22 protein-coding genes, 1 tRNA gene and 1 pseudogene are annotated in these 25,252 nt (G+C 67.6%); 9 read left to right on the top strand and 15 right to left on the bottom strand.

What is annotated here, in order from left to right:
* Nucleotides 1-112 precede the first annotated feature (112 nt).
* Nucleotides 113-1,372, top strand: a complete 1,260-nt coding sequence (locus ACIRVH_RS28735) for an MFS transporter (protein ID WP_403959163.1) — start codon at nucleotides 113-115, stop codon at nucleotides 1,370-1,372.
* Between the two features lie 509 nt (nucleotides 1,373-1,881).
* Here the strand turns inward: ACIRVH_RS28735 and ACIRVH_RS28730 are convergent.
* Nucleotides 1,882-2,802 carry a transketolase family protein gene (locus ACIRVH_RS28730; RefSeq protein ID WP_403958809.1) on the bottom strand — a complete coding sequence of 307 codons (921 nt, stop codon included), beginning with the start codon at nucleotides 2,800-2,802 and terminating at the stop codon, nucleotides 1,882-1,884.
* A gap of 82 nt (nucleotides 2,803-2,884) precedes the next feature.
* Entirely contained in the window at nucleotides 2,885-3,592 is a 708-nt protein-coding gene (locus tag ACIRVH_RS28725; protein ID WP_403958807.1) for a transketolase, read from the bottom strand.
* Nucleotides 3,593-3,716: 124 nt separating this feature from the next.
* Between ACIRVH_RS28725 and ACIRVH_RS28720 the strand changes: the two genes are divergently transcribed.
* Nucleotides 3,717-3,790, top strand: a tRNA-Pro gene (locus ACIRVH_RS28720).
* Between the two features lie 174 nt (nucleotides 3,791-3,964).
* Here ACIRVH_RS28720 and ACIRVH_RS28715 read toward each other — a convergent pair.
* The 3 genes and pseudogenes from ACIRVH_RS28715 to ACIRVH_RS28705 all read right to left on the bottom strand — a co-directional run.
* Nucleotides 3,965-4,690 (bottom strand): annotated as a pseudogene (locus tag ACIRVH_RS28715) (PP2C family protein-serine/threonine phosphatase); the annotation flags it as partial.
* Nucleotides 4,614-6,338, bottom strand: a complete 1,725-nt coding sequence (locus tag ACIRVH_RS28710) for a type IV secretory system conjugative DNA transfer family protein (RefSeq protein ID WP_403958805.1) — start codon at nucleotides 6,336-6,338, stop codon at nucleotides 4,614-4,616. The gene ACIRVH_RS28710 and the pseudogene ACIRVH_RS28715, both read right to left, overlap by 77 nt.
* Nucleotides 6,339-6,512: 174 nt before the next feature.
* Nucleotides 6,513-7,514 (bottom strand): single-stranded DNA-binding protein, encoded by a 1,002-nt coding sequence (locus ACIRVH_RS28705; RefSeq protein ID WP_403958803.1) that lies wholly within the window; start codon nucleotides 7,512-7,514, stop codon nucleotides 6,513-6,515.
* Nucleotides 7,515-7,749: 235 nt separating this feature from the next.
* Between ACIRVH_RS28705 and ACIRVH_RS28700 the strand changes: the two genes are divergently transcribed.
* The 4 genes from ACIRVH_RS28700 (at nucleotide 7,750) to ACIRVH_RS28685 (ending at nucleotide 10,877) form a co-directional block, all read left to right on the top strand.
* Nucleotides 7,750-8,238 (top strand): hypothetical protein, encoded by a 489-nt coding sequence (locus ACIRVH_RS28700; RefSeq protein WP_403958800.1) that lies wholly within the window; start codon nucleotides 7,750-7,752, stop codon nucleotides 8,236-8,238.
* Between the two features lie 22 nt (nucleotides 8,239-8,260).
* Nucleotides 8,261-9,721 (top strand): hypothetical protein, encoded by a 1,461-nt coding sequence (locus tag ACIRVH_RS28695; RefSeq protein WP_403958798.1) that lies wholly within the window; start codon nucleotides 8,261-8,263, stop codon nucleotides 9,719-9,721.
* The gene (locus tag ACIRVH_RS28690; RefSeq protein ID WP_403958796.1) at nucleotides 9,718-10,458 is read left to right on the top strand and encodes a hypothetical protein; all 741 of its coding nucleotides are present in this window, start codon (nucleotides 9,718-9,720) and stop codon (nucleotides 10,456-10,458) included. The genes ACIRVH_RS28695 and ACIRVH_RS28690 overlap by 4 nt, the downstream gene beginning before the upstream one ends.
* 89 nt (nucleotides 10,459-10,547) lie before the next feature.
* Nucleotides 10,548-10,877, top strand: coding sequence for a hypothetical protein (locus ACIRVH_RS28685; RefSeq protein WP_403958793.1), 330 nt, complete (start codon nucleotides 10,548-10,550; stop codon nucleotides 10,875-10,877).
* Nucleotides 10,878-11,240: 363 nt separating this feature from the next.
* Here ACIRVH_RS28685 and ACIRVH_RS28680 read toward each other — a convergent pair whose 3' ends face one another.
* The 7 genes from ACIRVH_RS28680 to ACIRVH_RS28650 all read right to left on the bottom strand — a co-directional run bounded on the left by ACIRVH_RS28680 (nucleotide 11,241) and on the right by ACIRVH_RS28650 (nucleotide 18,952).
* Entirely contained in the window at nucleotides 11,241-12,344 is a 1,104-nt protein-coding gene (locus ACIRVH_RS28680) for an MASE1 domain-containing protein (protein ID WP_403958790.1), read from the bottom strand.
* A 71-nt stretch (nucleotides 12,345-12,415) separates the two neighbouring features.
* Entirely contained in the window at nucleotides 12,416-13,747 is a 1,332-nt protein-coding gene (locus ACIRVH_RS28675) for a PP2C family protein-serine/threonine phosphatase (RefSeq protein ID WP_403958787.1), read from the bottom strand.
* A gap of 73 nt (nucleotides 13,748-13,820) precedes the next feature.
* Nucleotides 13,821-14,615, bottom strand: coding sequence for a hypothetical protein (locus tag ACIRVH_RS28670; protein WP_403958785.1), 795 nt, complete (start codon nucleotides 14,613-14,615; stop codon nucleotides 13,821-13,823).
* Between the two features lie 183 nt (nucleotides 14,616-14,798).
* On the bottom strand, nucleotides 14,799-15,326 hold the full coding sequence (locus ACIRVH_RS28665) for an NUDIX hydrolase family protein (RefSeq protein ID WP_403959160.1): 528 nt from the start codon (nucleotides 15,324-15,326) through the stop codon (nucleotides 14,799-14,801).
* Between the two features lie 42 nt (nucleotides 15,327-15,368).
* Nucleotides 15,369-16,517 carry an amidohydrolase family protein gene (locus ACIRVH_RS28660; protein ID WP_403958782.1) on the bottom strand — a complete coding sequence of 383 codons (1,149 nt, stop codon included), beginning with the start codon at nucleotides 16,515-16,517 and terminating at the stop codon, nucleotides 15,369-15,371.
* Between the two features lie 2 nt (nucleotides 16,518-16,519).
* The gene (locus tag ACIRVH_RS28655; protein ID WP_403958779.1) at nucleotides 16,520-17,923 is read right to left on the bottom strand and encodes a glutamine synthetase; all 1,404 of its coding nucleotides are present in this window, start codon (nucleotides 17,921-17,923) and stop codon (nucleotides 16,520-16,522) included.
* A 183-nt stretch (nucleotides 17,924-18,106) separates the two neighbouring features.
* Nucleotides 18,107-18,952 (bottom strand): SAM-dependent methyltransferase, encoded by an 846-nt coding sequence (locus tag ACIRVH_RS28650; RefSeq protein ID WP_403958776.1) that lies wholly within the window; start codon nucleotides 18,950-18,952, stop codon nucleotides 18,107-18,109.
* Between the two features lie 150 nt (nucleotides 18,953-19,102).
* On the opposite strand from ACIRVH_RS28650, the gene ACIRVH_RS28645 reads away from it, so the two are divergent.
* Nucleotides 19,103-19,957, top strand: a complete 855-nt coding sequence (locus ACIRVH_RS28645) for a Cof-type HAD-IIB family hydrolase (RefSeq protein ID WP_403958773.1) — start codon at nucleotides 19,103-19,105, stop codon at nucleotides 19,955-19,957.
* 331 nt (nucleotides 19,958-20,288) lie between these two features.
* Here the strand turns inward: ACIRVH_RS28645 and ACIRVH_RS28640 are convergent, their stop codons facing one another.
* Together ACIRVH_RS28640 and ACIRVH_RS28635 are read right to left on the bottom strand one after the other, a co-directional pair.
* Nucleotides 20,289-21,086, bottom strand: a complete 798-nt coding sequence (locus tag ACIRVH_RS28640; protein ID WP_403958770.1) for an SAM-dependent methyltransferase — start codon at nucleotides 21,084-21,086, stop codon at nucleotides 20,289-20,291.
* A gap of 152 nt (nucleotides 21,087-21,238) precedes the next feature.
* Nucleotides 21,239-22,108, bottom strand: a complete 870-nt coding sequence (locus ACIRVH_RS28635; RefSeq protein WP_403958767.1) for a lysophospholipase — start codon at nucleotides 22,106-22,108, stop codon at nucleotides 21,239-21,241.
* A 156-nt stretch (nucleotides 22,109-22,264) separates the two neighbouring features.
* Between ACIRVH_RS28635 and ACIRVH_RS28630 the strand changes: the two genes are divergently transcribed.
* A complete protein-coding gene (locus ACIRVH_RS28630; RefSeq protein ID WP_403958764.1) occupies nucleotides 22,265-23,452 on the top strand; it encodes a thiolase family protein in 1,188 nt (395 codons plus the stop codon).
* A 201-nt stretch (nucleotides 23,453-23,653) separates the two neighbouring features.
* Nucleotides 23,654-24,427 (top strand): sulfite exporter TauE/SafE family protein, encoded by a 774-nt coding sequence (locus ACIRVH_RS28625; protein ID WP_403958761.1) that lies wholly within the window; start codon nucleotides 23,654-23,656, stop codon nucleotides 24,425-24,427.
* Here ACIRVH_RS28625 and ACIRVH_RS28620 read toward each other — a convergent pair.
* Nucleotides 24,416-25,195 carry a TIGR01458 family HAD-type hydrolase gene (locus ACIRVH_RS28620; RefSeq protein WP_403958759.1) on the bottom strand — a complete coding sequence of 260 codons (780 nt, stop codon included), beginning with the start codon at nucleotides 25,193-25,195 and terminating at the stop codon, nucleotides 24,416-24,418. The two genes, ACIRVH_RS28625 and ACIRVH_RS28620, sit on opposite strands and share 12 nt — an antisense overlap.
* Between the last annotated feature and the right edge of the window lie 57 nt (nucleotides 25,196-25,252).

Genomic DNA, 25,252 nt, shown 5'->3' with positions numbered 1-25,252 from the left:
CCTCGGCGGAGGCAGGGGCGGCGTGACATGATCCCGCGCGGCGGGGATCCCGCGGGGCAGGGACGGGGGCGTACGAGTGACGGGTACGGACGCACGGCGTGACACCGAGGGCATCGTCTCCCGGGTTCGGCGCAAGGCCGGTGCCGAGCCCCCGGCCGTCTGGTCGCGGGACTTCGCGCTGTTCTTCGTCGCCCGTGCCGTCGCCCGCCTCGGCGACACCATGCTGCCCGTGGCGCTCGCCGCCGGTCTGCTGGAGCACGGGTACGGCGCGGGCGCGGTCGGCCTCGCCATGGCCTCCTCCGTCGCTGCCTTCGCCGGACTCGTCGTCCTCGGCGGGGTCATCGCCGACCGGTTCAGCACCCGCAGACTGATGATCGGCGCCGACCTGGTCCGGCTCGTCACCCAGTCCTTCGCCGCCGGTCTCTTCTTCACCGGGCACGTGGTCCTGTGGCAGCTCTGCGCCATCGGTGTCGTCAACGGCGCGGCCGCGGCCGTCTTCCAGCCGGGCGTGGCCAGCACCGTGCCCCGTCTCGCCCCCGACGTCCAGGGGGCGAACGCCGCGATCCGCATCGCCGAGTCGTCGGCACAGCTCGCCGGCCCGGCCGTCGCCGGCGTCCTGGTCGGCTTCGTCTCGCCCGGCGGCCTGTTCGCCGTGCACGCCACCACCTACGCCACCAGCGCCCTGTGCCTGCTCCTCCTCCGGCTGCCCGCGCTCCCCGCGGCCGCCCGCGCCGCCGGCCCCGGCCTGCGCGCCTTCCGCGCCGACATGGTCGAGGGCTGGCGGGAGTTCCGGTCGCGTACCTGGCTGTGGGGCGTGATCGCCGTGTGGTGCGTGTACATGATCGCCGTCTGGGGGCCGACGGTCCCGCTCGTCGCCACCGAGGTCGTCCAGCACCACGGTCCCCGTGCCTACGGCCTGGTCAACTCGGCCCTCGGGGCCGGCACCGTGATCGGCGGACTGCTCGCCCTCAGACTGCGGCCCCGCCGCATGCTGCGGGCCGGTGCGCTCGCCCTGTTCGCCTTCTTCGGCTTCCCGGCGACCGTCGGCGCCGGCCTCGGCGTGTCGGCCATGGCGGCCGGGGCCGCGGTGGCCGGGGCCGGGATGTCGTTCTGGGGGGTGATGTGGTCGACCAGCGTGCTGACCCAGGTTCCGTCCGACGTCCTCAACCGCATCCACGCCTACGACGTGGCCGGCTCCCTGGCGATGATGCCCGTGGGCCAGGCCCTCGCCGGCCCGGCGGCCGCAGCCCTCGGCGCCGACCACGTCCTGCTGGTCTCCGCCGTGATGAGCGTGCTGGTGGCCGCGGCCCTGCTCTCGGTCCCCGCGATACGGGGCCTGGTACGAGCGGAGGCGCAGACGCCGACGCACTGAGCAGGCGCCGGGGCCGGGCTCGTGTGGCTCCGTGGGTGCTCTCGACCGGGGTGCGATGGCCGCGTTCGCGTGGCTGTCGTCCACGTACTGAGGAGGCGTCGCGGCCGGGCTCGTGTGGGCTCCTGCGCGGGTTTTGGACGAGGACGCCGTGATCTGGTTCGCATCACCGCCGTCCGCGTACCGAGCGGGGGCCACCGTGGACCGGGGTGGGCTCCCACGCGGTTCTGGACGGGGGTGCCTTGGCTGGGTTCGCATGGCTGCCGTCCGCGCACCGAGCGGGCGCCGTAGTCGGGCTCGCATGGGTTGTTGTCCGTGCCTCGAGCCGGCGCTGCAGTCGGGCTCGTGTCGGCCCTTGGCCGCGGCCCCGAGCCGGCGCCGCAGCCGGGCTCGTATCGGTCCTTGGCGCCGGCGCCGCAGTCGAGCTCGCATCGGCTCTCGTCCGCGCACCGAGGCGGCGCCAAGGTTCGGCTCGCATGGCTTCCCGCCCGGGTGCCAGAGTGCCGCCGGCCTCACGCGCGCACGGACGCCCGCCCCGCCCCCACGAAGGCTCCGATCCGCTCCCGCAGACTCCGTGCGTCGAGCCCGTGTGCGGCGACGTGCTCCGCGATCGTGCCGTACCGCCGCAGCTCACGACGTCCCACGCCGAGGCCGAGCACCCGGTGCGGGACATCCGCCAGCGCGTCGCTCACTGCTGCCGTCGACGTTCCCGCGAGGTAGGGCTCGACGAGGACCACGTCCGTGCCCGCGGAGTCCGTGGCCCGGCGCAGTCCGGCCGCGTCGAAGGGCCGTACGGTCGTCGCGTACAGCACGGTCATGTCCAGGCCCTCCGTCGCCGCGAGCACCACGTCCAGCATCGGCCCGACCGCGACGACCACACCGGCGCGCCCCTCGCGGGCCGTCAGGAAGTGCTCCCCGTCGACCGCCAGCGCCTGCTGGTTGGCCTGCGCGGAGAGCCGGACGTACACCTTGTCGTCCCCCGCGGCGACCGCGTGCCGCAGCAGCGTCTCGGCCTCGTCGGGATGTCCGGGCACGTGCACGGTCCAGCCGTCCAGGGTGTCGAGCAGCGCCACGTCGCCGGGCGCCATGTGGGTGTAGCCGCCGGCCGGCCAGTCGAAGGAGGCGGCCGCGCTCACCAGCACCGCCCCGGTGTCCTGGTGCCCGAGGTCCAGCTTGACCTGCTCGAAGGGCCGCTCCACGAGAAAGCTGGCGAAGGTGTGCACGACCGGCCTGAGCCCGGTGAGCGCGAGCCCGGCGGCGGCCCCGACCAGCAGCTGCTCGCGGATGCCGACGTTGATCACCCGGTGCGGATGGCGGCGCAGGGCCTCGGCGAAGCCGTCCTTGCCGATCTCGGCGAGGACGACCGCGACCCGCGGATCCTGGTCGAGCAGCCGGGAGACGACGGGAGCGAAACGGTCACGCATGGTGTCCATGAGGGCTGGACCCTTTCCACTGAGTTCTGACGGAACGGACGGAACGGACGGGATGGACGGGATGGACGGGACGGACGGGGGATCAGGCGTTCTTCGGCTCTACGCGGGCGACGACCACATGCGGGCGCCCGGGGTGCGGCGCGATGAACGCGGCGTACAGGGCCTCGTGGTCCCGACCGTCGACGGTCACCGCGGACCAGCCCGCGGCCTCGAACCGGGCGGCGATCCCGCCGGGCCGGGCATGGCTGGCGGAGGAGTTGTCGATCACGACGGTGTGCAGCCGTTCGAGCCCGGCGGGCCCGGCGAAGGCGATCGCCTCGTGGTTGCTGCCCTCGTCCAGCTCGGCGTCCCCGATCAGTACCCAGACGCCCGGCTCGTGCAGCCCCTGCGCGCGCAGCCCCAGCGCGCTGCCCACGGCGATCGGCAGCCCGTGTCCCAGCGAGCCGCTGCCGATCTCGGCCCCCGGCACCAGGACCCGGTCGGGGTGATGCCCGAGCGGGGAGTCGTACGCCCCGAACCCCGGCAGCCACTCGACGGGCACGAAACCCTTCGCCGCCAGCACCGCGTAGTACGCCATCGGCCCGTGCCCCTTGCTCAGCAGGAACCGGTCCCGGGTGGGATCCTCGCGCCGCTCCGGCGTGACCCGCAGAACCCGGTCGTACAGTACCCACAGCGCGTCGAGCGTGGAGGTGGCCGCGGGGCCGTGCTTCTCGTCGCCCGTCATGAGTGCCATGAGCCGGGGCAGGTCGTCGTAGCCGTAGGTGCGGATGTCGTCCGCTGCGATCTTCATGTGGAAGATCGTGCAACCTCAACCAAGCTTGAGGTCAACCGGAAAGGGTGCGCGACCACCGACCCGAGTGCGGTATTGTTTCCCTGCGCGTTTCGACCGGGGAAACCCCAGGTCAAACGGGCATCGGGACGTGGCGCAGCTTGGTAGCGCACTTGACTGGGGGTCAAGGGGTCGCAGGTTCAAATCCTGTCGTCCCGACAGTTCGATGGACTGTCATCGCAGATCAGGGCCTTGGATCACTTCGGTGAGACAAGGCCCTTGATCGTTTCTAGGTTTTCGTCTCACATTTTCTCACCCACAGATGAGCCTCTTGCCTGGAGCACGTAAGCCTCCGGCACAAGCTAAGTGTGTGGCTGGCTGCTCATGAAACGGTCACAGACGAACGACGACGAGGGCGATGTCGTCCCGGCTGCCGCCGGTGACGCCCAAGTGGGACAGCAGTGCGTCGGCGAGTTCTTCCACTGGCAGAGTGCTGTGCTGGGCGAGGGCGTCGGTCAACCGGGCCAGGCCCGTATCGATGTCTTCATCACGGCGTTCAATAAGCCCGTCGGTATAGAGCACGAGGGTGTCTCCCCGGGTGTAGGGCAGCCCGGCCTGGGGGCGGGGGACATGATCTGGTCGAGCACCCAGCGGTGGGTCGGTCGCCTGGTCCAGCAGCTCGCAACTGCCGTCTAGATGGAGCAATACCGGCGGTGGGTGACCGGCGTTGCTGTAGATGATCAGTCGGCTGCGCGGGTCGATGAGCACTTTTGCGACGGTGGTAGCCAGTGCTCCGTCGACTGCCCGGGCGTACAGGCCCAGTACCTCCAGGGCTTGCGCGGGGCTGGGAACGGCCCGAATGGCAGCGCTCAGAGCGCTGCGCAGCATGCCCATGACGGCGGCAGCATGCAGGCCGTGACCGACGACGTCTCCGATGGCGATGGAATAGCGATCGGGCGGCAGATCGACCACGTCGTACCAGTCGCCGCACACGTTGAGTGATCCAAGTGCAGGCAGGTAGCGCACGGAGATGTCCCGGTGTCTATCCAGGTCGGGCGAACGCAGCATGACCTCCTGTAGCGTGAGGGCGACTTCGCGTTCGCGGGTATGCGCCTGGCGCGACCTCGACCGCATCATGGGGCGTTGAATGGAAGCAGACGATGTTTCGAGCCGTGAGGACACCACGCCTGTTCACGTCCAGGCCGGGCTGGTCAAGCTGATTCATGTACTGGTGGGCGAGGACAAGCTTGGCGCCGTACTTTCGCCCGCCGACGAAAAGCTTGACAAAATCGCTGGTGACGAAGTTCTGGAACTCGTCCACGATCAACGTGTAGCTATCCCTCCAGTCCTTGTCCCGCTCGTCAAAGGTTGTGGCGTAGATGAGCGAGAAGAGCGCGACTCCGACAAGGCTGGCGGCCTCTCCTGTGATGTCGGCATCGACAGGGAGCTTGACGAGAAGACTCCGACGTTGCTGGACAAGCTTCGTCACATCCAAGAGTGGCCCTGGACAACACAGCAGGCGACGCAACAAGTCGTCTGAGAGGAGTCGGCCGAGCCGGTTAAGGAACGGCTCTGTCTGGATCGAGCGCTCACGGGCAGATAGTGACAAGAGGTCATGCTCCCAGAACGCGCGGGTGTAGCCGTCCTGGATCTCACGCAGGGCTGGAGCAACAGCCTCGGGTGTACGGAACCATCCAGGAACGTCAGCCAACGTGCACTCGGGGTGGTAGATGAGCGTGTTGGTGACGTGCCGGAGGATCTTCTCGGCGTACTGGCCGGTCTCGATCTCCGGCCAGATGCGGCGGAATACCCGAAGCACTCGACCACGGGTACGGGCTCGCTCTGTCTCGTCTGCGGGCTCCACGCAGTTGAAGAGGTTGAGGTGGAACGGGAAGTGGCGCGCATCTGTAAGGTCGAGGAGATACGTGTCCTGGCTACGGTCCTTGGGCATCCGGGCAATGACGTTATCGACCAGCTGTCCATGGGGATCAATCACCATGACGCTGTCGCCCTGCTCCAGACGTCGAAGGGCAATGTGCTCAAGTAGCGAGGACTTGCCCGCACCTTGCGTGCCGAGAACGTAGGTTCCTGAACACAGCTCCTCGCCGGAGACAGTGATCTGTTGGTTGGTTGTGAGATCGCGCCCGAGGACAACCGGTTCTGTCGTGACTGCTGCAATGGCCCGTTCCTCGACTTGCTCCTCTTCGAGGAGGCGAAGCCAACGCTCAAGAAACGCACGCTGGGAGCCTGAGTATCGCCCTTCGGTGATAGCCTCATGCACCTTCCCAGCAAGGAAATCTGGGGGCCGATACAGCTCGTTACACGCACTGCACTCTGCCCGCGCGCAGTCACGGCTTTTCCTCCTGCTGTCATCGCATGCCGTTATCCTCGGTGTTGCAGGAGGCGCTACTATCCCACCTGTTGTGGTGGGCAGTGTCAGGTTGGCGGTACGAAAGGTACGCCCACAGTGCTGGAAGCAGGGGACACGCTTTCGAAGATACGGCGGCAGCTCCTCATCTGGAAGAGGCGGCTTAAGTTCAAACGTGCCAGCCTTCTCGGCCTTTTGACGCGTATCAACGTAGAGGATGAGTACCGTCCCAAGCCCGAAAAGCTCACGGGTTGACTTTCTCTCCTCTTCAGTCCTGATCTGTCGCGCATGCTCAAAGATCGCCGACGACACCTTGTTAAGGGGAAGCGTGTCAAGGAAGCGAACGAGGAAGTCTGGATGTTCATCGCACCATTTACGATTCAACAGGAAGTCGTTCATGGGTTCAGACCTCGCCGGTCCGATGCGCGCTAACAGACTACAGAACCAGGCTACGAGCAGAGGGTGATGGCCGCAAGTCGAGAGAGAAAGTCGACGGACGTAATAGGTACGCGGGAGATGAATCCTTCTTACTTACGATCGGAACAGAAACCTCGGACATCGAGGTATCGAGGCTCAGCGGCGAACCACTGCCACTGAGTTGATCTCCCGCGCCGTCTTCATCTCACCGTTTCGTGCCTTGTACTCCCGCTCATGGCGGTAACCAACAACCTCAACCTCGTTGCCCTTGCCCAGCTCTTCGGCCTCAACGCGCTTCTGGATCGCAGCAGCGCGGTCGCCAAAGGCGAGGATGTCGTGCCACTCGGTCTCGCCGTTCTCAAGATGGACGGCGAGGGGGAACTTCCCAATGAGCTTGCCAGCAGCGGTCGTTCGAAAGGTGGGGGTACGGCCAAGCCGGCCGACCAGCTTCACCCGCTGAGCGTCCTCAGCTTCCTTGGCTTCGACGTCGTTCTTACGGGGCTGGTCCTGAGCTCTGATCCGTGCAGCGCGATCGAGTGGGTGCTCCTGCGCGTCCTGCGGCACCTTGGGTGCCGGCTGGACGTGGCCGTTGGTCGTCGGATCAAGCGCTTCGGTACTGACCTGCTGGATCATCGGTCGCTCGTCAGGGAAGGCACCGGGCATACGCTCCAGCTTGGTCTTCTCCGGAGGCTTGGGGCCAGCGACTACGACCGACGGGGCCTCAGGCTCCGAAGGTTCCTCGGTCGGTGTCTGGACGGCCTCGTGGTTGGTAATAATCTGCGCGGTGTCCTCAACGTCGTCGGGAAGACCGGCGACGGAGGTTGGGCCGGTGTCGACCTGGTATCCCAGCGTCAGCGCGCCATCAGAATGTAGAGCCACGGTTGAGTGCTCGTGGTCTGAGTCCTTCTGAAGAAAGACGATGCCCTCGTCCTCAACAGCAGGCAGCATCCCGCCGAACAGCTCGATCCTCGCACCCTTGGTCGTGATGCGAGAAACGCCGGCCTCAGGAAAGGTGTCCAGGCTCAGAAACGCCTTGTCGGAGCGAACTTGGAAGTGCTGCCCCTGGCCGTAGGCGGGATCGGTGACCTCTTGGGCCTTGGTCCCTAACGCCTTGGCGACTGCCTGTTCATCAAATGTAGGTCTTGCTCGTTCTGCCATATGAGGACGGATTATACGAGGCCAGAACGAGGAAAGATGTAAGACGGATTACAAAGCGAAAAAACAAAAAAAGCTCCACCTGCACGTGGAGTCCTAGGTTGTGTCGCCTCAAGTACCCTTAGACATCCCGGTAAAATATCCAGGATTCTTAAGTTTTGGGCTTATTTTGCTCGAAGGTGGAGGTTTATAAGCTTTGGACTTCGGACGCGATGACACCCGCTCCACGTACTGACGAATGTACTCACTTTCGTCAGTCTCTGCGTCGGTGGATTCGGGTGGTGGTACGGAAGTGCCAGTTTCTGTGTTTTCTTTTGAAATAGAGGGCTTTCTCGAACTTGTCGACCTATTTTCCCCAACCACGAAAATCACCACCACTTTAACTAAGTGGTCCGAAAATTCCAGCGAGGCAGCGGCCTTATCTGGCTCTTGTGACGGTATTCCTCCTTCCTTCATCCTGCCGGTCACCTATTCAGGCGTCCTTAACAGTATAACAGGGAAATGTCAAAACGCAACACGTATGAAAGGCTCCTTCTGGGTGAAAAATGAGGCCATCCAGATGCTCCACATCGACCTCCGGTTGCCAATCGAATCGGTACGTATTTCTCTGTTACTGCACCTCGGCGGCAATAAGAAAGTGACGATATGCCGTGATTCTTCCCTCAACCGACATCATGCGAGCCGAAGAAAAACAAAAGAAGGCCGTGGCTATCGATCTCTTGGATGACCCCAGATGGAGACTGCGCGCGGTGGAGCGCATCGACCTAACCAGTGCGAGTTGGACCGACCGAGCAAGATCAATCCAAGCCACCTCTCTTCGTGAGTGGGTAGAAGAAAGCGAGAATTACAGTCACGCGCAGATCTATCTTCCGATCACGAGTTTTCCCAATGGGTTATTGCTCGATTTCAGCGTCCGTGTGGCAGAAGGGCCGGCTTACCTTCTGCCACGCCTCGCGCAAGTTGAGCTGCGCGTCGAATATATGAAACTACTGGCTCGCAGAGCTGGAGTAGAAATCGAGGACAAAATTCGGGCGTTTATGCAAGCCGCCTTCGGGTTTACCACAGCACCTTGGCATGAAATTAGACTGCCGGAATTCGAAAAAGTTCCCCCCACCGATCGCGAATTGATAGATCTTTTCCATGCATACCTTAAAATCACGATGGCTGCGCCTTGGATTAACAGCCTACCCGTGAGAGTAGTTAAGGAATGGATCGAACTCGCTCGCCCGATCAAAGATGTTGCGTATCAAAGGAGTTCCCCCAGTATCGACAGTGCATGCGCGCATCCCCTTCTCGCTCTTCCGTTCGTAGACAATGTGTCATTCGATGATCCGGCAGATGTGAGCCAACTCCTCACGGAGCTTCACGACTTTCTTCATCTTACCAATAAAAGGCAAAATTACCCCCTCGTCAAGAAAAAAGAGCAGGAGGCCGCAAAGCACCTTCTGGATCGGTACGCAGTTTACGGAAACTATTGGGACGCCTTCGTGGAATGCGTCGTTCCGCTAGACGAACCATTCGTGATCAACATCAGTGAAAGACGAGGCCTTCACTTTGGAACTCCTGGCGAGGCTACTCCTAGCTACGGAACTTCTTCCGGATGGGAACTCGCGAAGAGTTCGAACCAACTCGTCGTCTTCAAGGATGCTGGCTCCAATCACGTCAACGTCCGAGTTACCGATACCAACGTGGAATTGATAGGCAGCGCATTCAACCTCAGCGATGATCGGGGTCACAAGGTACGACAACTACCGGATTTCTTTCAGTCCACATCAGAACTATTGATGTTCTCGTCGACCAAAGAAGACAGGCCGGAGCATTTATGGGTGAACATCCCCCTAAAAGCTGCGAGCACGACTGCAGTAAGCCGATGGACAACCGTAGTGATGACTAGCTCAGCACTCATCGGCTTCATCTTCCTCCTCTTTCACTGGCTGAGTGCCGGTGGCAACAAGACGGTAAATGCAGGAGATGTCGTAGTCATTCTTGTACCCACTGCGATCGCAGCATCGCTGCTCTTGGTTCGGGAATCATCGACGCTCAGTGCTCAAATTGCGAAAGAGTGGTCTCGAACCGCGGCTATCTTCTTGCTGCTGCTGTGGCTCTTCACGTTGTTCATGTTCGGCATGAACAAGGTGGATTGGGGAACTAAGCCGGAGCGCTCAACAAGGTCAGCAGAAAATCTAGAAGTTAGGACTCTTGCATCATGACCAATGTGAATCCTGCTCCTGGCAATACTGACACAGGAGAGACTGCCAGCCAAAGAACCAGGAGGGAGATGCTCCTAGCGGCAAACATTCTGGCAGCCGGGCTGCTGGCCATCCCGAGCGTCGGTGCCGTCATCTGGTTTACCCAACCCTCGACTCTGGTGGCGCTTAATAACCAGCCTTGGCGCTACCTTGTCATTGGCATCTTCGTGATCGTCGGCATCATTCTGGCAATCTTCTCTTTCTTTCAAAGTGGCGACAGTAATAGAAGTAACATTCATCAAGCAGCACTCCTAGGCGGACAAGTAGTAGCCTTCGTGGTAGCTCTGGGCATCTTCATCTCGGGGGTGGTATTCGATGGAACGAGTGGCCACCCGAACGTCGCTAACGTCTCAGTAGGGCCGGGATCCGGCACAAAGGTGTCATTCACAGTGCACGCCGATGGAGTTAAGCGCCACGACGTGATCATTGCGGAGGTTTACGGATTCAAAGGCAAGATCTCGCAATCAGAAGATGCAGTGCTCTACCGAACCCTGCTACACCCGAACGATGAGGGACTTGTAGATCAAACCGTTGAATTTTCCTTTGACTCGAAGGGATACAGTCGTCTGACGATCCAAGCACGTCCAGATCACGTAGATGACACTGTAGGCGGAGCCACCTGTAGAGCTGATGAAGCTCCAGAAAGGTTCGGTTGCGCGACAGTGCTCCTAAACCCTGGATCGAATCCATCGTCCTGAGGGTTTGGCTGGTGGCCTGCATAGTGGTGACAGACGGCCACAGAGTATTAGCAACAACAGCCACACTGAAGGCACGGGAGGTTTCACGAATGAGTGACGAAAAAGAAGCAGCGAGTGGTTGTCTCGTGGAAGCTGGGAAGGCGCTTGTACCCGGAGCAGCAGCCGGCACCATCTTCGGCTTCGTGGGTGTTGCCCTCTATGAATACAATGCCAAACTGGAATGCGCCGGAACGGGCATAGGTGATTGTCGCCGCGTCTTAACACTTCCTATCATCGGCCGCGTTGAAAGCGCGGAACAGGCTGGCACAGCGCTGGGCGTTTCCATCGCGATTGTCGTGGCTGTCATTGCGATCGCCTGGCTGTTTTGGCTATCGCACCAGGAAGCTGTACAGAAGCGCAATGAAAAGAATCGGCGGTAGGCTGAGTCGGGTGCATCGTTTCGGCCAGGCGGTCTGCCGGGCGGGCAGACAAAATCCGCACTGCGCCAGGAGACACCTCGGCGCGCCAACGGCCAAAAGGGTCTTGAGAGCCACGTAGATCCACTAAGCAGGGCTTCGCGCCTCACTGATCAACTCGTCGTCAGCTCTCCCAGACCTCGTTTACGAGGCTTAGGTGACTTGCCAACACCACTGTGAGACAGAGCGGCGTCTCACACATTTCTCACAGACCTGCCCACACCACCAGGTGCCTTAGGCCTCTGACCTGGACGTTTGCCGGACTCCCCGGACTGTGTGGACGTCCTGACCTTGGCGTCAGCTACTGGGGGTCAAGGGGTCGCAGGTTCAAATCCTGTCGTCCCGACCAGCTTTGTTGCCGGTCGGAGGCCGTCTTCTCAGAGATGAGGAGGCGGCCTTTTCCGTGTCTGCTTCCGTGTCCGCCTCTGTGTCCGCTTCCGTTTCCGTGGGGCTCTCGGCCTCCCCGTCGGGGAGCATCGGGCGGTGGTCGCCGGTGGCGATCCTGGCCGCCATCTCGGCGAGCTGCCGGCAGGCTCGCGTGATCTCCCGCTGGTCCGTGTTCCGCTCGCTGACGACCGCCGCGAGCAGCAGCGCGGTCAGCGCGGCGGAACCGTTGAACGCCTGCAGGGTGATCATGTTGGTGAGCAGGTCGCGACCGGAGAACGGGCCGGTGTGCCGGCCGGCGGAGATGATCGCGAAGGTCGACACGGCCAGTGCGCAGGGCGCGGCCCCGGCCAGCTGGAAGCGGAAGGCCGCCCAGACCAGCAGCGGGAAGCCGAGGAACAGCAGCGGCGTACGGCTGGTCTCGATGTAACCGATGGTGGCGACGGCAGCCAGGAGCAGGAGCCCCTCCACCCACCGGGCCGACGTCGCCTCCCTCGGCCAGCGTGCCGAACTCAGGACGAGCAGGACCGGCGTCACCACCAGGACACCCATCGCGTCGCCGGTCCACCACACCGACCACGTGGGCCAGAAGTCGCCGGAGGTCAGCACCCCGGACAGGACCAGGGTCCCGGTGCCCGTCGTCGCGCTGACCAGCATCCCGGTGAACGCGCCGAGAAAGATCAGAGAGAGCGCGTCCTGGAAGCTGTCCAGTTCGTTGTGGAACCCGGAACGGCGCAGCAGCCCGTAGGAGCACAGGGGCGCGAGGGTGTTTCCGGCCACGATCGCCAGCACGGCCGGGAGTGACGGCCCCAACGGGTAGTTGACCAGGAACGCGCCGAGCGCGATCCCGGGCCAGACCCGCGGGCCGCGCAGGAGAAGGCTCGCCACCGCGATACCGCTGGGCGGCCACAGCGGCGTGACCTGGCCGCGCACCAGCTGCTGGAGCAGTCCCACTTTGGCCGCGCCGAAATACAGCCCGGCGATGACACAGAACTCCAGGACGGCCAGCCCGGCGCGCCCGAGCCGTTCATGCGGTGCGACAGCCATCGGGCGACCTCCGTGTCCATCGCCCCGAAGCCCATCATCCGTCGGATCCCGCAGATCCTCCACGCCACCGCTCAGGCGTCCGGAGTGCGCAGGGCGAGGATGGCCATGTCGTCGTGACCGTCGCTGGGGTGGTGCTCGGCCAGTGCCCGGACGAACTCCGTCAGGGGCAGGGCGGCATGTTCTGCGGCGAGCTTGGCCAGCTCGGCCAGACTCTCGTCGATGGAATGGGCAGGATGTTCGATCAGTCCGTCGGTGAAGAAGACCACGGTGGAGGCCGGGGGCAGGAAGCGGGAGTGGTCGGGGCGCGTCTGCTCGGTGTCGACCCCGAGCGGCAGTCCTGGCTCGGCGAACAGGAACTCCATCTGATGCCCAGGGGTGATCAGCAGGGGCGGGACGTGGCCCGCGGTGCTCCAGCGCAGCCGCCAGCCCGATCCCTCGGGTTCGATACGGGCCAGGGTGGTGGTCGTGACGGGGTTGTTCGTGGCCTGCAGGGCCCGGTCGAGATGGGTGAGGACCGTGCCGGGCGGATTGCTCTGGTCGAACAGCAGAGCGCGCAGCATGTTGCGGGTGGAGGCCATGGCGGCCGCGGCATGCATGTCGTGCCCGACGACGTCGCCGATGACGACCGCCACGACGTTGTCGGGCAGGAGGATGGCGTCGTACCAGTCCCCGCCGAGCTGACTGGGCTGGGCAGCGGGCTGATAGATGGCGGCGGCGGTGAAGGGCCGCAGGTCGGGCAGGGTGGGCAGCAGGAGCCGCTGGAACTGCTCGGCTCCGACGCGCACCCGCTCGAACAGACGGACGTTCTCGATCGAGATGCCGGCGGCGCTGGCCAGGGCGAGGACGACGTTCTCGTCGTGCACGTCGAAGGGATGTCCGTCGTACCGCTCGGAGAGGTAGAGATCGCCGTAGATCTCGCCGCGCACGGTGATGGCGACGCCGAGCAGGGTGCGCATGCGCGGATGGCCGGGCGGGAAGCCGGCGGAGGAGGGATGGGCCGGGATGTCCTCGACCCGCAGGGGTTCGGGGTGGCGGATCAGATGGCCGAGGACACCCCGCCCCCGTGGGAGGCCGACGTTGGCCAGATCATTGCGTTCCTGCTCGGACAGTCCGGCCGTGATGAACTTTTCCAGGCGCTCCCCGGACTCGTTGAGCACCCCCAGTGCCCCGTAGCGGGCGCCGACCAGGTCCATGGCGGTGGTGACGATACGGTGCAGTACCGCGGGCAGCTCCACCTCACGGCTGATGGCCACGACCGCGTCCAGCAGGCCCTGCAGCCGGTCCATGGCGGAGAGCAGGTCGCGGAGCTGGTCGTCGATCCGGCCCAGCTCGGAGCGCAGCTGCACATGCAGGTCGGGCAGGTGCGGCTGCCTGGGCGGTCTCCCCTCCCTCTCCCTCGCCATGGTGTTCCGGCCTCCTGACACGATCCGATCAAGCGGCTGCGTCGCCTTTTGATTGTGGCATCGTTGAGCGGAATCAGGCGTTCTGGACATCCCGCCGGGACAGTGCGAGGTAGCCGACCAGCGCGAGGATGGCCACCGTCCAGGACAGCGTCACCGGGCCGAGGCCCAGTCCGAGGCCGCCCCGGTGCGGCTCCAGTGCCATCCAGTCGGCGATCGAGGCGCCGAGGGGGCGGGTGATGACGTACGCCGTCCAGAACGCGGGCACCGCGCCGAGGGTGCCCGCCCCGTGGGCGAGAGCCGGGACGCAGATCGCCACGGCGAACAGGACCGCCGAGCCGAGGTAGCCGAAGCCGATGGACGCGGTGAGGTCGCCCGCGGCCGTGCCGAGCGCGAACGTGGCGAGGACGGCCGCCCAGTAGAACGTCTCGCGGCGGCGGGTGCGGATGCTGTGGATCGACAGGGTCCGCTCGCTCGCGTACCAGAGGGCGAAGACGGCGGCCAGGGCCACCATGAAGAGGGGCGTCGAGAGGGTGTAGGGCACGCCGATGCCCACGTGCAGGACGTCGGCCGCCATCGTGCCGAACACGCTGACCATGACGATCGCCGTCCAGTAGACCCAGGCCACGTACCGGCGGACGGCGAACTGCACCGCGAGCGACGCCACCAGGGCCAGACCGCCGAGGCCGACCGCCGGGACCGGGCCGAGCAGGTGCGCCAGGAGGTCGGACGCGGTCTCGCCCATGCCGGTGGTGAGGACCTTGATGATCCAGAAGTAGACGGTGACCTCGGGCACCTTGTTCGCGCCCTCACGGATGCGGGCGCGGGCATGGTCGTGGGACCGCTGGTCGAGGACGTGCTCTGTGCTCATGGCCGCACCCTCGCACGGACAACTGCCTCTTCCCCAGACGCCTTTGCCATAGTTTTGGGGCTTCTGGTGCAGGTGTTGCCACGTGCCGCCGCAGAGCTGAACACAACCTGAACGCGTCCGGGAACGCCCTGGTCAGAGACCTGACTGGCCTGATAGGCAGGCCAGTCACCCGGGCGACCTGTGTCAGGACACGACACCCACGTGGGCCATGGCCTGCTTCAGCAGCACCCCGTGCCCGCCCGGCATCTCGCTCTGCACGGCCGGCGAGGCGGCCTCCTGCGGGCTGAACCACACCAGGTCCAGCGCGTCCTGCCGGGGCCGGCAGTCGCCGGTCACCGGGACGACGTAGGCGAGGGACACGGCGTGCTGGCGCGGGTCGTGGTACGGCGTGATGCCGGCCGTCGGGAAGTACTCGGCGACCGTGAACGGCTGCAGGGAGGCCGGCACCCGGGGCAGCGCGACCGGGCCGAGGTCCTTCTCCAGATGGCGCAGCAGGGCGTCACGGACCCGCTCGTGGTGCAGGACACGGCCGGAGACCAGGGTCCGGCTGACCGTTCCGTCCGGGCCGATGCGCAGCAGCAGTCCGATGCTCGTGACTTCGCCGCTGTCGTCCACGCGCACGGGCACGGCCTCGACGTACAGGATCGGCATGTGGGCCCTGGCCATTTCCAGCTCGTCCGTGGTCAGCCAGCCGGGCGTGGTTTCGGTCATGTCAGACATTGCTTGATCATACTTTCCGGGTGGGGCGCGCGCTCAGTCGCGGGCCGGATCGTTTGCGGGAAGTCCGTACAGGCGGCGGGCGTTGTCACGGCCCGTCCAGGCTGCGATGCGCAGGGCGTCGGGCAGGCTCAACTCGTCGGCGTCCACCCGGGATTGGAGCATTCCGGCCAGCCCCTGCCGGAAGGACAGTGCGCCCAGGTGGTGGAACTCGGCCACACCGTAGGCGTCCGAGCTGTACAGCAGTTTGCGGAACGGGGTGATCTCCAGTGCTTCCTCCAGCACTGCCCGGGAGCGGGCCGGGCCGGTGTAGTGCAGGGCCAGGCCGACGTCCAGGTGCACCTGCTCGAACACCGTGGCCAGGTAGGCCGCCTGGCGGTGATACGGCCAGCAGTGCAGCAGCAGGACCGGGATCGTGCAGGCCGTCAGGTGCAGCCAGTCGGTGAGCAGGGCGGGGTCGGCGCGGTGCAGCCGTAGGTCGGCGTCGCCGAAGCCGGTGTGCAGCTGGAGGGGCAGGCCGAGGTCGACGGCCGTCCACAGCAGGTGCCGTACGAGGACCGGGTCGGTCAGGCGTCCGCCGTCCGCTAGCCAGCGCCGGGCGGCCTCCGTCACCTCCGCCTGTGTGGGGCGCTCGGGGGCGAGCGCGAAGCCGGTGCGATAGGCGGCGACCGACTTCACCGCGACCACTCCGGGCCGCCGTACCGCCTCCTCGGCCGCCGCCGGGAACACGGCCGCGTACTCGCCCGCCTCCACGCCCCGCGCGGCCACGGCCTCGGCGACCTGTTCGAGCCGTACGACCTCGTGGGCGGCGGCGCCCGCGGCCTCGGCCAGTTCGGCGGGGGAGGTGACGGGATGCGGGGCGTAGCCGGTGTCGACGCAGAAGACCTCGGCTCCCGCGGCGGTCAGGAACCGGCGGTTGACCTCACGCCAGCCGAGTTCGGCGCGCCGGGCCAGGTAGTCGGCGGGAGGCGTGTGCCGGGGCAGGTCCAGCAGGGGTGCGCAGTGCCGGCGTACGGCCACGCCGACCGGGCTGTCGAAGGTCGAGCCGCCGGGCCAGGCCTCACCCTCGGTGATCAGCGACTCGAACTGCTCGGGCGCGAGATCGGCCGTGACGGCGCCGTGGCAGTGGTGGTCGACCAGCGGCAGCGTGGCGAGCGCCTCGTGGACGGGGCCGGGGGCGGGCATCGTCAGTACTTCCAGCGGTAGGCGGCCGCCACCTGCGCGTCGTCCAGCCCGTCCACGGTGGCCGCCTCCCCGAGCCGTACGGCGGTCACCGCGTCCGCCAGGACCGGGCCCAGCGCGGCCCGCAGGACCTGGTCGGTACGGAACTCCTCGACGGCCTGCGGCAGCGAGGTCGGCAGGCGTTCTACCCCGAGGGCGGCCGCCTCGTCCGGGCCGTACCGTACCGGGTCCCCGGTGATCTCCCCGGGCAGCGGCAGGGACGCCGTCATCCCGTCGAGGCCGGCGGCGATGACACAGCCCAGCGCGAGATAGGGGTTGGCGGCCAGGTCGACCGGCTTGATCTCCATGTTGGCGTCCCGGTCCCGGCGGCCCGCCGTGCCGGTGACGATCCGCAGCGCGGCCTCACGGGTCTCCCGGCCCCAGGCGGTGAACACGCCCGCCCACCGGGAGGGTTTGAGCCGCAGATAGCTGGCGGGACTCGGCGCGGTGACCGCCGTCAGCGCCGGCAGGTGGGCGAGCACCCCGGCCACGAACGACTCCGCCTCGGCCGTCATGCCGTACCGGCCCTCGCCGCGGGAGTGCAGGTTCACCCCGCCGCGCCAGCAGGACAGGTGCAGATGGCCGCCGTTGCCGACACTCTCGGGGAGGAACGCGGGCGCGAAGGAGACCCGCAGCCGGTGCCGCTGCGCCACCGCCCGGACCGTCTGCCGCACCAGCACGCTGCGGTCGGCCGCCGCCACCGGGTCCAGCGCGCCCACCGAGACCTCGAACTGCCCGGCCGCGTACTCGGGATGGATCTGGTCGACGTCCACACCCTGTGCCGCGAGTGCCGCCAGCAGGTCGGCGGTGTAGTCGCTCAGCTCGATCTGCCGGGCCGCGCCGTACGCCGGTCCCGAGACCGCCGGGACGAACTCCGCGGCGGGCGCCGCGTCGAGGCCGACCGCCCACTCGACCTCGACGGCCGCCTTGAAGGCGAGGCCGTGCCGGTCGGCGGCGTCGGCGACGATCCGGCGCAGAAACGTCCGGGCACAGCCGGGGTGCCGCTCACCCTCCTGCGTGATCCGGTCCACGGGCGCCCACGCCCAGCCGGGCTGCCCGGCGAGGACCACCAGCTGGTCGAGGTCGGGGTAGAGCCTGAGGTCGCCGTCGGGGGAGCCGAGGACGTCGGTGGTGACGATCGAGTCGTCTGCCAGGAACGTGTCGAACACCGGCGACATGCCGACACCCCAGGACACGGCGGCCTCCAGACGCGCCGTCGGGATCGTCTTGACCCGGCCGATGCCCGCCGTGTCCACATAGGCCAGGACGATCCCGTGCACGCCCCGGGCGGCCAGCTCGGCGGTGAGCGCGGCCACCCGCCGCAGGTCGCCGGGGCGCCCGCCGGGCACCGGGTCGGCAAGGGTGGTCATACGTCCTCCTCGGCGGGCCAGGTCCTGTCGTCAAGCTCCCGTCGTAGCCCGGAGGGCGGCCCCGCGGCGTCAGGTGCGTCGAGTGGGGGTCCCCCTGCTCGAAGAGTTTGGGGGGGAGCGCGCATGGCGTCGCGGGGCAGACGGGAGCTTGACGACAGGGCCTAAGCCCCGGTGTCGTCGGGCTCAGGGTTTCACGGCCACCGCGCCGTACTGCGGTACCACCGCGGCATCGGGCTCGGCGCGCCATCGCGAGCACGGCACCAGGCCCGGTTCGACCGGCTCCAGACCGTCGAGGAACGAGGCGATCTCGGCGCCGCTGCGGGCGGTGATCGGCGGGGTGGCGTTGGCGTTCCAGAACTCCATCGCGGCGATGTTGCCCTCGCCGCCCACCTCGGTGTCGAAGGTCGGGTGGGTGAGCACCAGGTGACTTCCGGAGGGGACCGCCGCCATGATCCGCCGCACGATGTCCCGGGCCGCCTCGGTGTCCAGGACGAAGTTGAGGATGCCCAGCATCATCACCGCGACCGGTCGGTCCAGGTCGAGCGTGTCGCCGGCCCGGTGCACGATGGTGTCCGGGTCGTGCACGTCGGCGTCGATGTAGTCGGTGACGCCCTCGGGGGAACTGGTGAGCAGGGAACGGGCGTGCACGAGCACGATCGGGTCGTTGTCGACGTACACGATCCGCGACTCGGGCGCGATCCGCTGGGCTATCTCGTGGGTGTTGTCGACCGTCGGGAGCCCGGTGCCGACGTCGAGGAACTGGCGCAGGCCGCGCTCCTCGGCCAGGAAGCGCACCGCCCGGCCCAGGAAGTCCCGGTCCGCACGGGCCACCGACCGGATCACCGGGAACATCCCGGCGACGTGGTCGCCGACCTGCTGGTCGACCTCGTAGTTGTCCTTGCCGCCGATCCAGTAGTTCCAGACCCGTGCGTTGTGCGCCACGGAGGTGTTCAGCCTCGCCGGTCCGGCCGTCGGGGAGTCGCCCGCGCTCACGTCGCCGCCCTTCTCCTGTGCGGTTGTCGTGGTCATTGTGCCGCCCGCTGATCGCGCTGTCCCGGGAAACGCGCAGCGTGAGGGCTTGGCCACCCTCCGAGGCACCCGGTCGGATGAGGAACACTGGAACCCTCGGTTCCTACCCGCTCGCCCACCGCGTATCCCGCTCCCGACCGGAAGAAGGACATGCCCGCCACGCCCGCGTCCCTGCTCGAAACCCCCGGCCTGCCCGCCGGCTCCGCCGACATCCGGCTCGTCGTCGCCGACATGGACGGCACCCTGCTGGACGACGCCAAGCGGATACCCGACGGCCTGTGGCCGATGCTCGCCGAACTACGCCGCCGCGGCGTGCTGTTCAGCCCGGCGAGCGGGCGTCAGTACGCCACGCTGGCCCGGCAGTTCACCGAGGTCGCCGAGGGTATGGCGTTCATCGCGGAGAACGGCACCTATGTGGTCCGCGACGGTGTGGAGCTGAGTTCCGACGTGCTCGACCGGTCCGTCGCCGCGGACCTCGCACGGACGGTACGGCGCCTGGTCGCGGACGGTGTCGACGTCGGCGCGGTGGTCTGCGGCAAGCGGTCGGCGTACGTCGAGCGGAGCGACGATGCGTTCCTGGCGGAGGTGCGCAAGTACTACGTCGAGCACCGGATCGTCGAGGACGTCACCGCCGTCGAGGACGACGTGATCAAGGTGGCCCTGTTCGATTTCGGTTCCGCCGAGCACACAACGGCCCCGGCCCTCGACGCGTTCACCGCCACCCACCAGGTCGTCGTCTCCGGCGAGCACTGGGTCGACGTCATGAACCGCACCGCCAACAAGGGGGCCGCCCTGCGCGGCCTGCAGCGCGAGCTGGGCATCACGCCCGCGCAGACCATGGTCTTCGGCGACTACCTCAACGACCTGGAGATGCTGGACGCCGCCGACTGGTCCTTCGCCATGTCCAACGCCCACCCGGAGGTCGTCCGCCGGGCCCGCCACCTCGCCCCGCCCAACAACGAGAACGGGGTGCTGCGGACCATCGCACACGTTCTCGGTCTCTAGCTGCACCGTAAGGCTCACCCGACGCGACATCTCTTCCCGCCGGTGGACGACGGCAACGCAGGGATGCCGCTTGCTGCCGCCACAGCACCACAACCGCATACGCGAAGCGCTCCGTCGTCGTCGGGGCCTTGGTTCGGCCGCTCGGGGGGAGGGCGGGACCGAGGAGCTCGGCACGATCATCCGTGCCGATCGACCGGCAGGAGTGCTGACGCATGGACAACGCAAGGGCCGCCCGGCTTCCGGCGATCGCCCTCGTGGTGATGTCCGCCGCGCTCGCTGCCCTGTACCGGGCGATCGGGGGCAGCGGTGGACCGTGACGGCCGCGCGCGGCTCAGTGCTTCAGGCCGACCGCGCCGTACAGCGAGACCGGTTCGTCCGGGGCGCTCTCGGGGCGCCAGTCCGCCACGGAGACGATGCCGGGATCCAGCAGCTCGAGTCCCTTGAAGAACGTGCCCACTTCGGCCTGTGAGCGGGCCACCAGGGTCACCCCGCCGGCGGCGTACGCGGCGATGCCCTTGTGGACGTTCTCCGGTTCGAAGTCGGCCGTCATCGTGGACAGCACCAGGCAGCTGCCCGGAGCCAGCGCGTCGACCAGCGTGGCGACCAGTTCGTGGGCTCCGTCGTCGTCGGCCACGAAGTGCAGCAGGGCGATCAGGGACAGGGCGACGGGACGGTCGAAGTCCAGGACGCGGGCCGCCTGTTCGAGGATGGCGCGCGGATCCCGGGCGTCGGCCTGGACGTACTCGGTGACGCCCTCGGGGGTGCCGCGCAGCAGCGCGTTCGCGTGGGCCAGCACGATCGGGTCGTTGTCGACGTAGACGACGCGGGCGTCCGGGGCGACGGACTGGGCGATCTGGTGCAGGTTGGGCTCGGTCGGTATGCCGGTGCCGATGTCCAGGAACTGGCGGATGCCGGCCTCCCGGGCCAGCGTGCGCGTGGTCCGGCGCATGAACCCCCGGTTGGCGAGGGCGGCCCGCGGGGCGCCGCCCCCGTCGATCGCCGTGATCTGGCGGCCGAGTTGCTCGTCGACGGGGTAGTTGTCCTTGCCGCCGAGGAACCAGTCGTACACCCGTGCCGGATGCGGCCGGGTGGTGTCGATCTCCTGGGCGGCCGGCTCGGTCCCCGTCACGTCCTGTTCCTCCGTTCGAGAGGCCCCCTCGCCGTCCGGGGGCGTGCGAGCAGTCTGACACGATCTTGGGCTGGGGCGGACGTGGTCTTCGGTCGCTTGTCCGTCCGGGCCTTCCGTCAACGTGCCTGTCGGCGCGGCCGGTTGGGTTCCGATCAGTGGGGGAGCGCGGGATCGACCGGGCGCGCCGGGCCGGTTCGATGCGCCGGATCCGCCGTGTGCGGCCCGCCGGGAGGCAGCTCCGCGTCGAGGAAGCCGAGCACCTGCGCGAAGACGTCCGCGCGGTCCGTCTCGTTGAACACCTCGTGCCGCGCCCCGGCGAAGATCCGCTCCGTCAGCCGGCCGCCGCTGAGGCGCTCCACCCCGACCCGGCTCCCCGGCAGCGGAACCAGCCGGTCGTCGTCCCCGTGCAGCCACAGCAGCGGCAGCGGGCCGATGTCCCCGCCCTCGGCCACGGTCTCCAGGGTGCGGACGAACGCCTGCAGCGTCGGCCGCTTCATCGGGCCGTGCCAGACCAGCGGGTCGGCGGCGTACGCGGCGCCCACCGCCGGGTCACGGGAGAGTGCGCCCGGGCTGATCGGGATGTCGGGGATCTCGGGCAGGGCCAGCAGCCGCCCAGGCAGCTCCCAGACGCCGATCACCGGCCCGGACAGGATCAGCGCGCTCAGCTCCGCGCCGTACCGCTGGGCGTGCCGGGCCGCGATCAGGCCGCCCATGGAATGGCCGACCACGACGAGCGGAAGACCCGGATGCGCGGCGCGGGCGAGGTCCGCCGCCGCGTGCACGTCGGTGACGACGTCCTCGAAGTCCTCGATCACCACCCGCTCACCCGCCGATTTTCCGTGCCCGACGTGATCGGGCCCGTACACCGCCGCCCCGTGCGCGTGGAGAACGCCCGCCAGTTCGTCGTAGCGACCGGCGTGTTCCCCGTACCCGTGCACCACGAGGGCCAGATAGCGCGGCTCCGGGTGCGGCCACTCGCGTACGACGATGCCGTCGAGGATGTGCTCGCGGACGTCGGCCATGTCTCCTCCGGCTGCCTGGGTGCAGGTTCGGGGGGATCTTCCCAGGGAGCCACCCGGAGGTCTATAGTGCAAAACTAGCAGTGCTAATTAAGTGCGCCTGGCGCACACCCGTAGATCCGTGCTGATCCACAGCGTCGTAGGTCAGGAGTCCCAGCCGTGCGTCCCGTCCACTTCGCGGCCGCCCGCCGCACCCCCATCGGCAAGCTCCGCGGAGCCCTGTCCGCCGTACGGCCCGACGACCTCGCGGCGACCGTGATCCGCCACCTGGTCGCCGATGTGCCGGCGCTCGACCCCGCCCGCATCGACGACGTCTACTGGGGCGCCGCCAACCAGGCCGGCGAGGACAACCGCAACGTCGCCCGCATGGCCGCGCTGCTGGCCGGCCTGCCCGAGTCCGTGCCCGGCGCCACCGTCAACCGGCTGTGCGCCTCAGGCCTCGAAGCGGTCACCACCGCGGCCCGCACCATCGCCGCGGGCGAGGCCGACATCGTGATCGCGGGCGGCTCGGAGTCGATGAGCCGCGCCCCCTTCGTCCTGCCCCGCCCCGACGAGGCCCTGCCGCACCGCATCGAGACCTTCGACACCCGGCTCGGCTGGCGCCTGGTCAACCCGGCCATGAAGGACCTGCACGGCCTGCTGGCCATGGGCGAGACCGCCGAGGAGGTCGCCGAACGGTACGGCGTCTCCCGCGCCCGGCAGGACGAGTTCGCACTGCGCAGCCATCAACTGGCCGCCGCCGCACGCAAGAACGGCCACTTCGACGACGAACTCCTGCCCGTGGAGCGTCCGGACGGCGTCATGGTGGAGCAGGACGAGTGCGTCCGCGAGGACACCTCACTGGAGAAGCTGTCCCGTCTCAAGCCGGTCTTCCGCGCGGGCGGCACGGTCACGGCGGGCAACGCCTCGCCGATGAACGACGGTGCGGCCGGGCTCCTGCTGGTCAGCGAGGAGGCCCTGAACGAGCTGGGCCTGGAGTCCCTCGGCCGATACGTCGCCGGTGCCTCGGCGGGCGTCCACCCCGACGTGATGGGCATCGGCCCGGTCCCCGCCACCCGCAAGGTGCTCGCCCGGGCCGGCTGGGAGATCGGCGACCTTCAGGAGGCCGAGTTCAACGAGGCGTTCGCCGCGCAGGCACTCGCGTGCGTCGACCAGCTGGGCATCGACCCCGACCTGGTGAACCCCACCGGCGGCGCGATCGCCCTCGGCCACCCGCTCGGCTGCTCCGGCGCCCGTATCCTGACGACCCTGCTGCACCGCATGCGCCGCACCGGTGGGGAGCGGGGTCTGGCGACCATGTGCGTGGGAGTGGGGCAGGGGAGCGCGGTGCTGGTCGAGAGGCACTAGCGATGCGCCGACGGGGGCTTCCCGGACGGGGAACAACGGGGGTCTGCCGGCTGGCGAACAACGGGGGCTCCGGGAGGTCGAGCACGTCCGGCGGGCCCGCTAGGGCAGCCGCTGAGCCGGGCCCGGCACCCCCGGCGTGAGGACCGCCCTGCGAGACGGTCCTTACGCCGCCGGATGCGTGCGCATAGCATCGGGTCCCGCATGAACACGATGACGCTCTGGCACATATCCGGCTGGGAGTTCGCCGCCCTCGCCTTCGCGGCCCTGCTCGTGGGCTTCTCCAAGACCGCCGTCAGCGGGGCCAACACGGTCAGCCTCGCCGTCTTCGCGGCGGTCCTGCCCGCCCGCGCCTCCACCGGCGTGCTGCTGCCGGTCCTCATCGCGGGCGACGTGCTGGCCGTCCTCACCTACCGGCGGCACGCCCACTGGCCCACGCTGTGGCGGCTGTTCCCGGCGGTGGCGGCCGGCGTGGTGGTCGGCACGCTGTTCCTGGTGTGGGCCGACGACGAGGTCGTACGGACCTCGATCGGCGCGATCCTGCTGCTGATGGCCGGGGTCACGCTGTGGCGGCGGCGCCGGGCCGAGGCGGGGGACGAGCCGGACGCGGTGACGACCCGGGCGGGCCGGATGAAGGCCCGCTCGTACGGCGTCCTCGGCGGGTTCACGACGATGGTCGCCAACGCGGGCGGGCCGGTGATGTCGATGTATCTCCTCTCGGCGGGTTTCCGGAAGCTCGGCTTCCTCGGCACGTCGGCCTTCTTCTTCCTCATCGTCAACGTGTCCAAGGTGCCCTTCAGCGCCGGACTCGGCCTGATCGACGGCCGCTCGCTGCTCCTTGACGCGGCGCTCGTGGTGTTCGTGGTGCCCGGCGCGTTGTTCGGCAAATGGGCTGTGAACCGGATCAACCAGCGGTTGTTCGAGCAGTTGGTGATCGCCGCGACGATCGTGGGCGGCCTGCAGCTGCTACTGCGCTAGCCCGAGCAGTGCCGGGAGGTCCGCGAAGGAGTCCACGACGTGGTCCGGGGTGCCGCTCGCGCTCGCGAGCGTCTCCGGCTGGTACTTCCCCGTACGGACCAGCACCCCCGTGATGCCGACGTGCTGTGCCGCGAGAACGTCCGACTCGACGTCGTCGCCGACCATCAGTGCCCGGTCCGCAGTCACACCCAGCCGGGCCAGTGCTGCCTCGAAGAACGCCGGGGACGGCTTGCCCATGACCTCCGCCTCGACCCGCGCGGCCTTCTCCAGCCCGAGCAGGAACGCGCCCGAGTCCAGCTGCAGCCCGGCCTCGGTCCGCCAGTACAGGTTGCGGTGCACGGCGAGCAGTCGCGCACCCTGCTGCAGGTACCCGAAGGCCCGGTTGAGCGCGGCGTAGTCGAACTCGGGCCCGGCACCGCCCAGGACGACCACGTCGGGACGTTCGTCGACCAGGGTGATGCCGCCGAGATCCTCCTCGATGTCCCCGCTGTTGAGGAGGGCACATCGGGCACCCGGAAAGTGCTCGGCGAGGTGGGCGGCGGTGAGCGCGGGCGCGGTGAGGACGTCCTCGGCGTCCACCTCGAAACCGGCCCCGGCCAGGGTTTCGGCGATCGACGCCCGCGTCCGGGACGTCGTGTTGGTGACCAGGGCCACGGCGAGACCGGCCGCGCGGATCCTCCGCAACGCGTCCACCGCACCCGGCAGCGGCTGCCAGGAGACGGTGAGGACACCGTCGATGTCGATCAGGACGGCACGCACGGATTCCATGGCCGGACCCTAGCGACCCGGGCGGCCAATCGGCGCGGACGACCTCGTACGCTCACC

The sequence above is a fragment of the Streptomyces sp. NPDC101165 genome (assembly GCF_044768135.1).
Lineage (GTDB): Bacteria > Actinomycetota > Actinomycetes > Streptomycetales > Streptomycetaceae > Streptomyces.
Note: the sequence above shows the minus strand (reverse complement) of the source record. Positions and strands in the feature narration are given on the sequence as shown.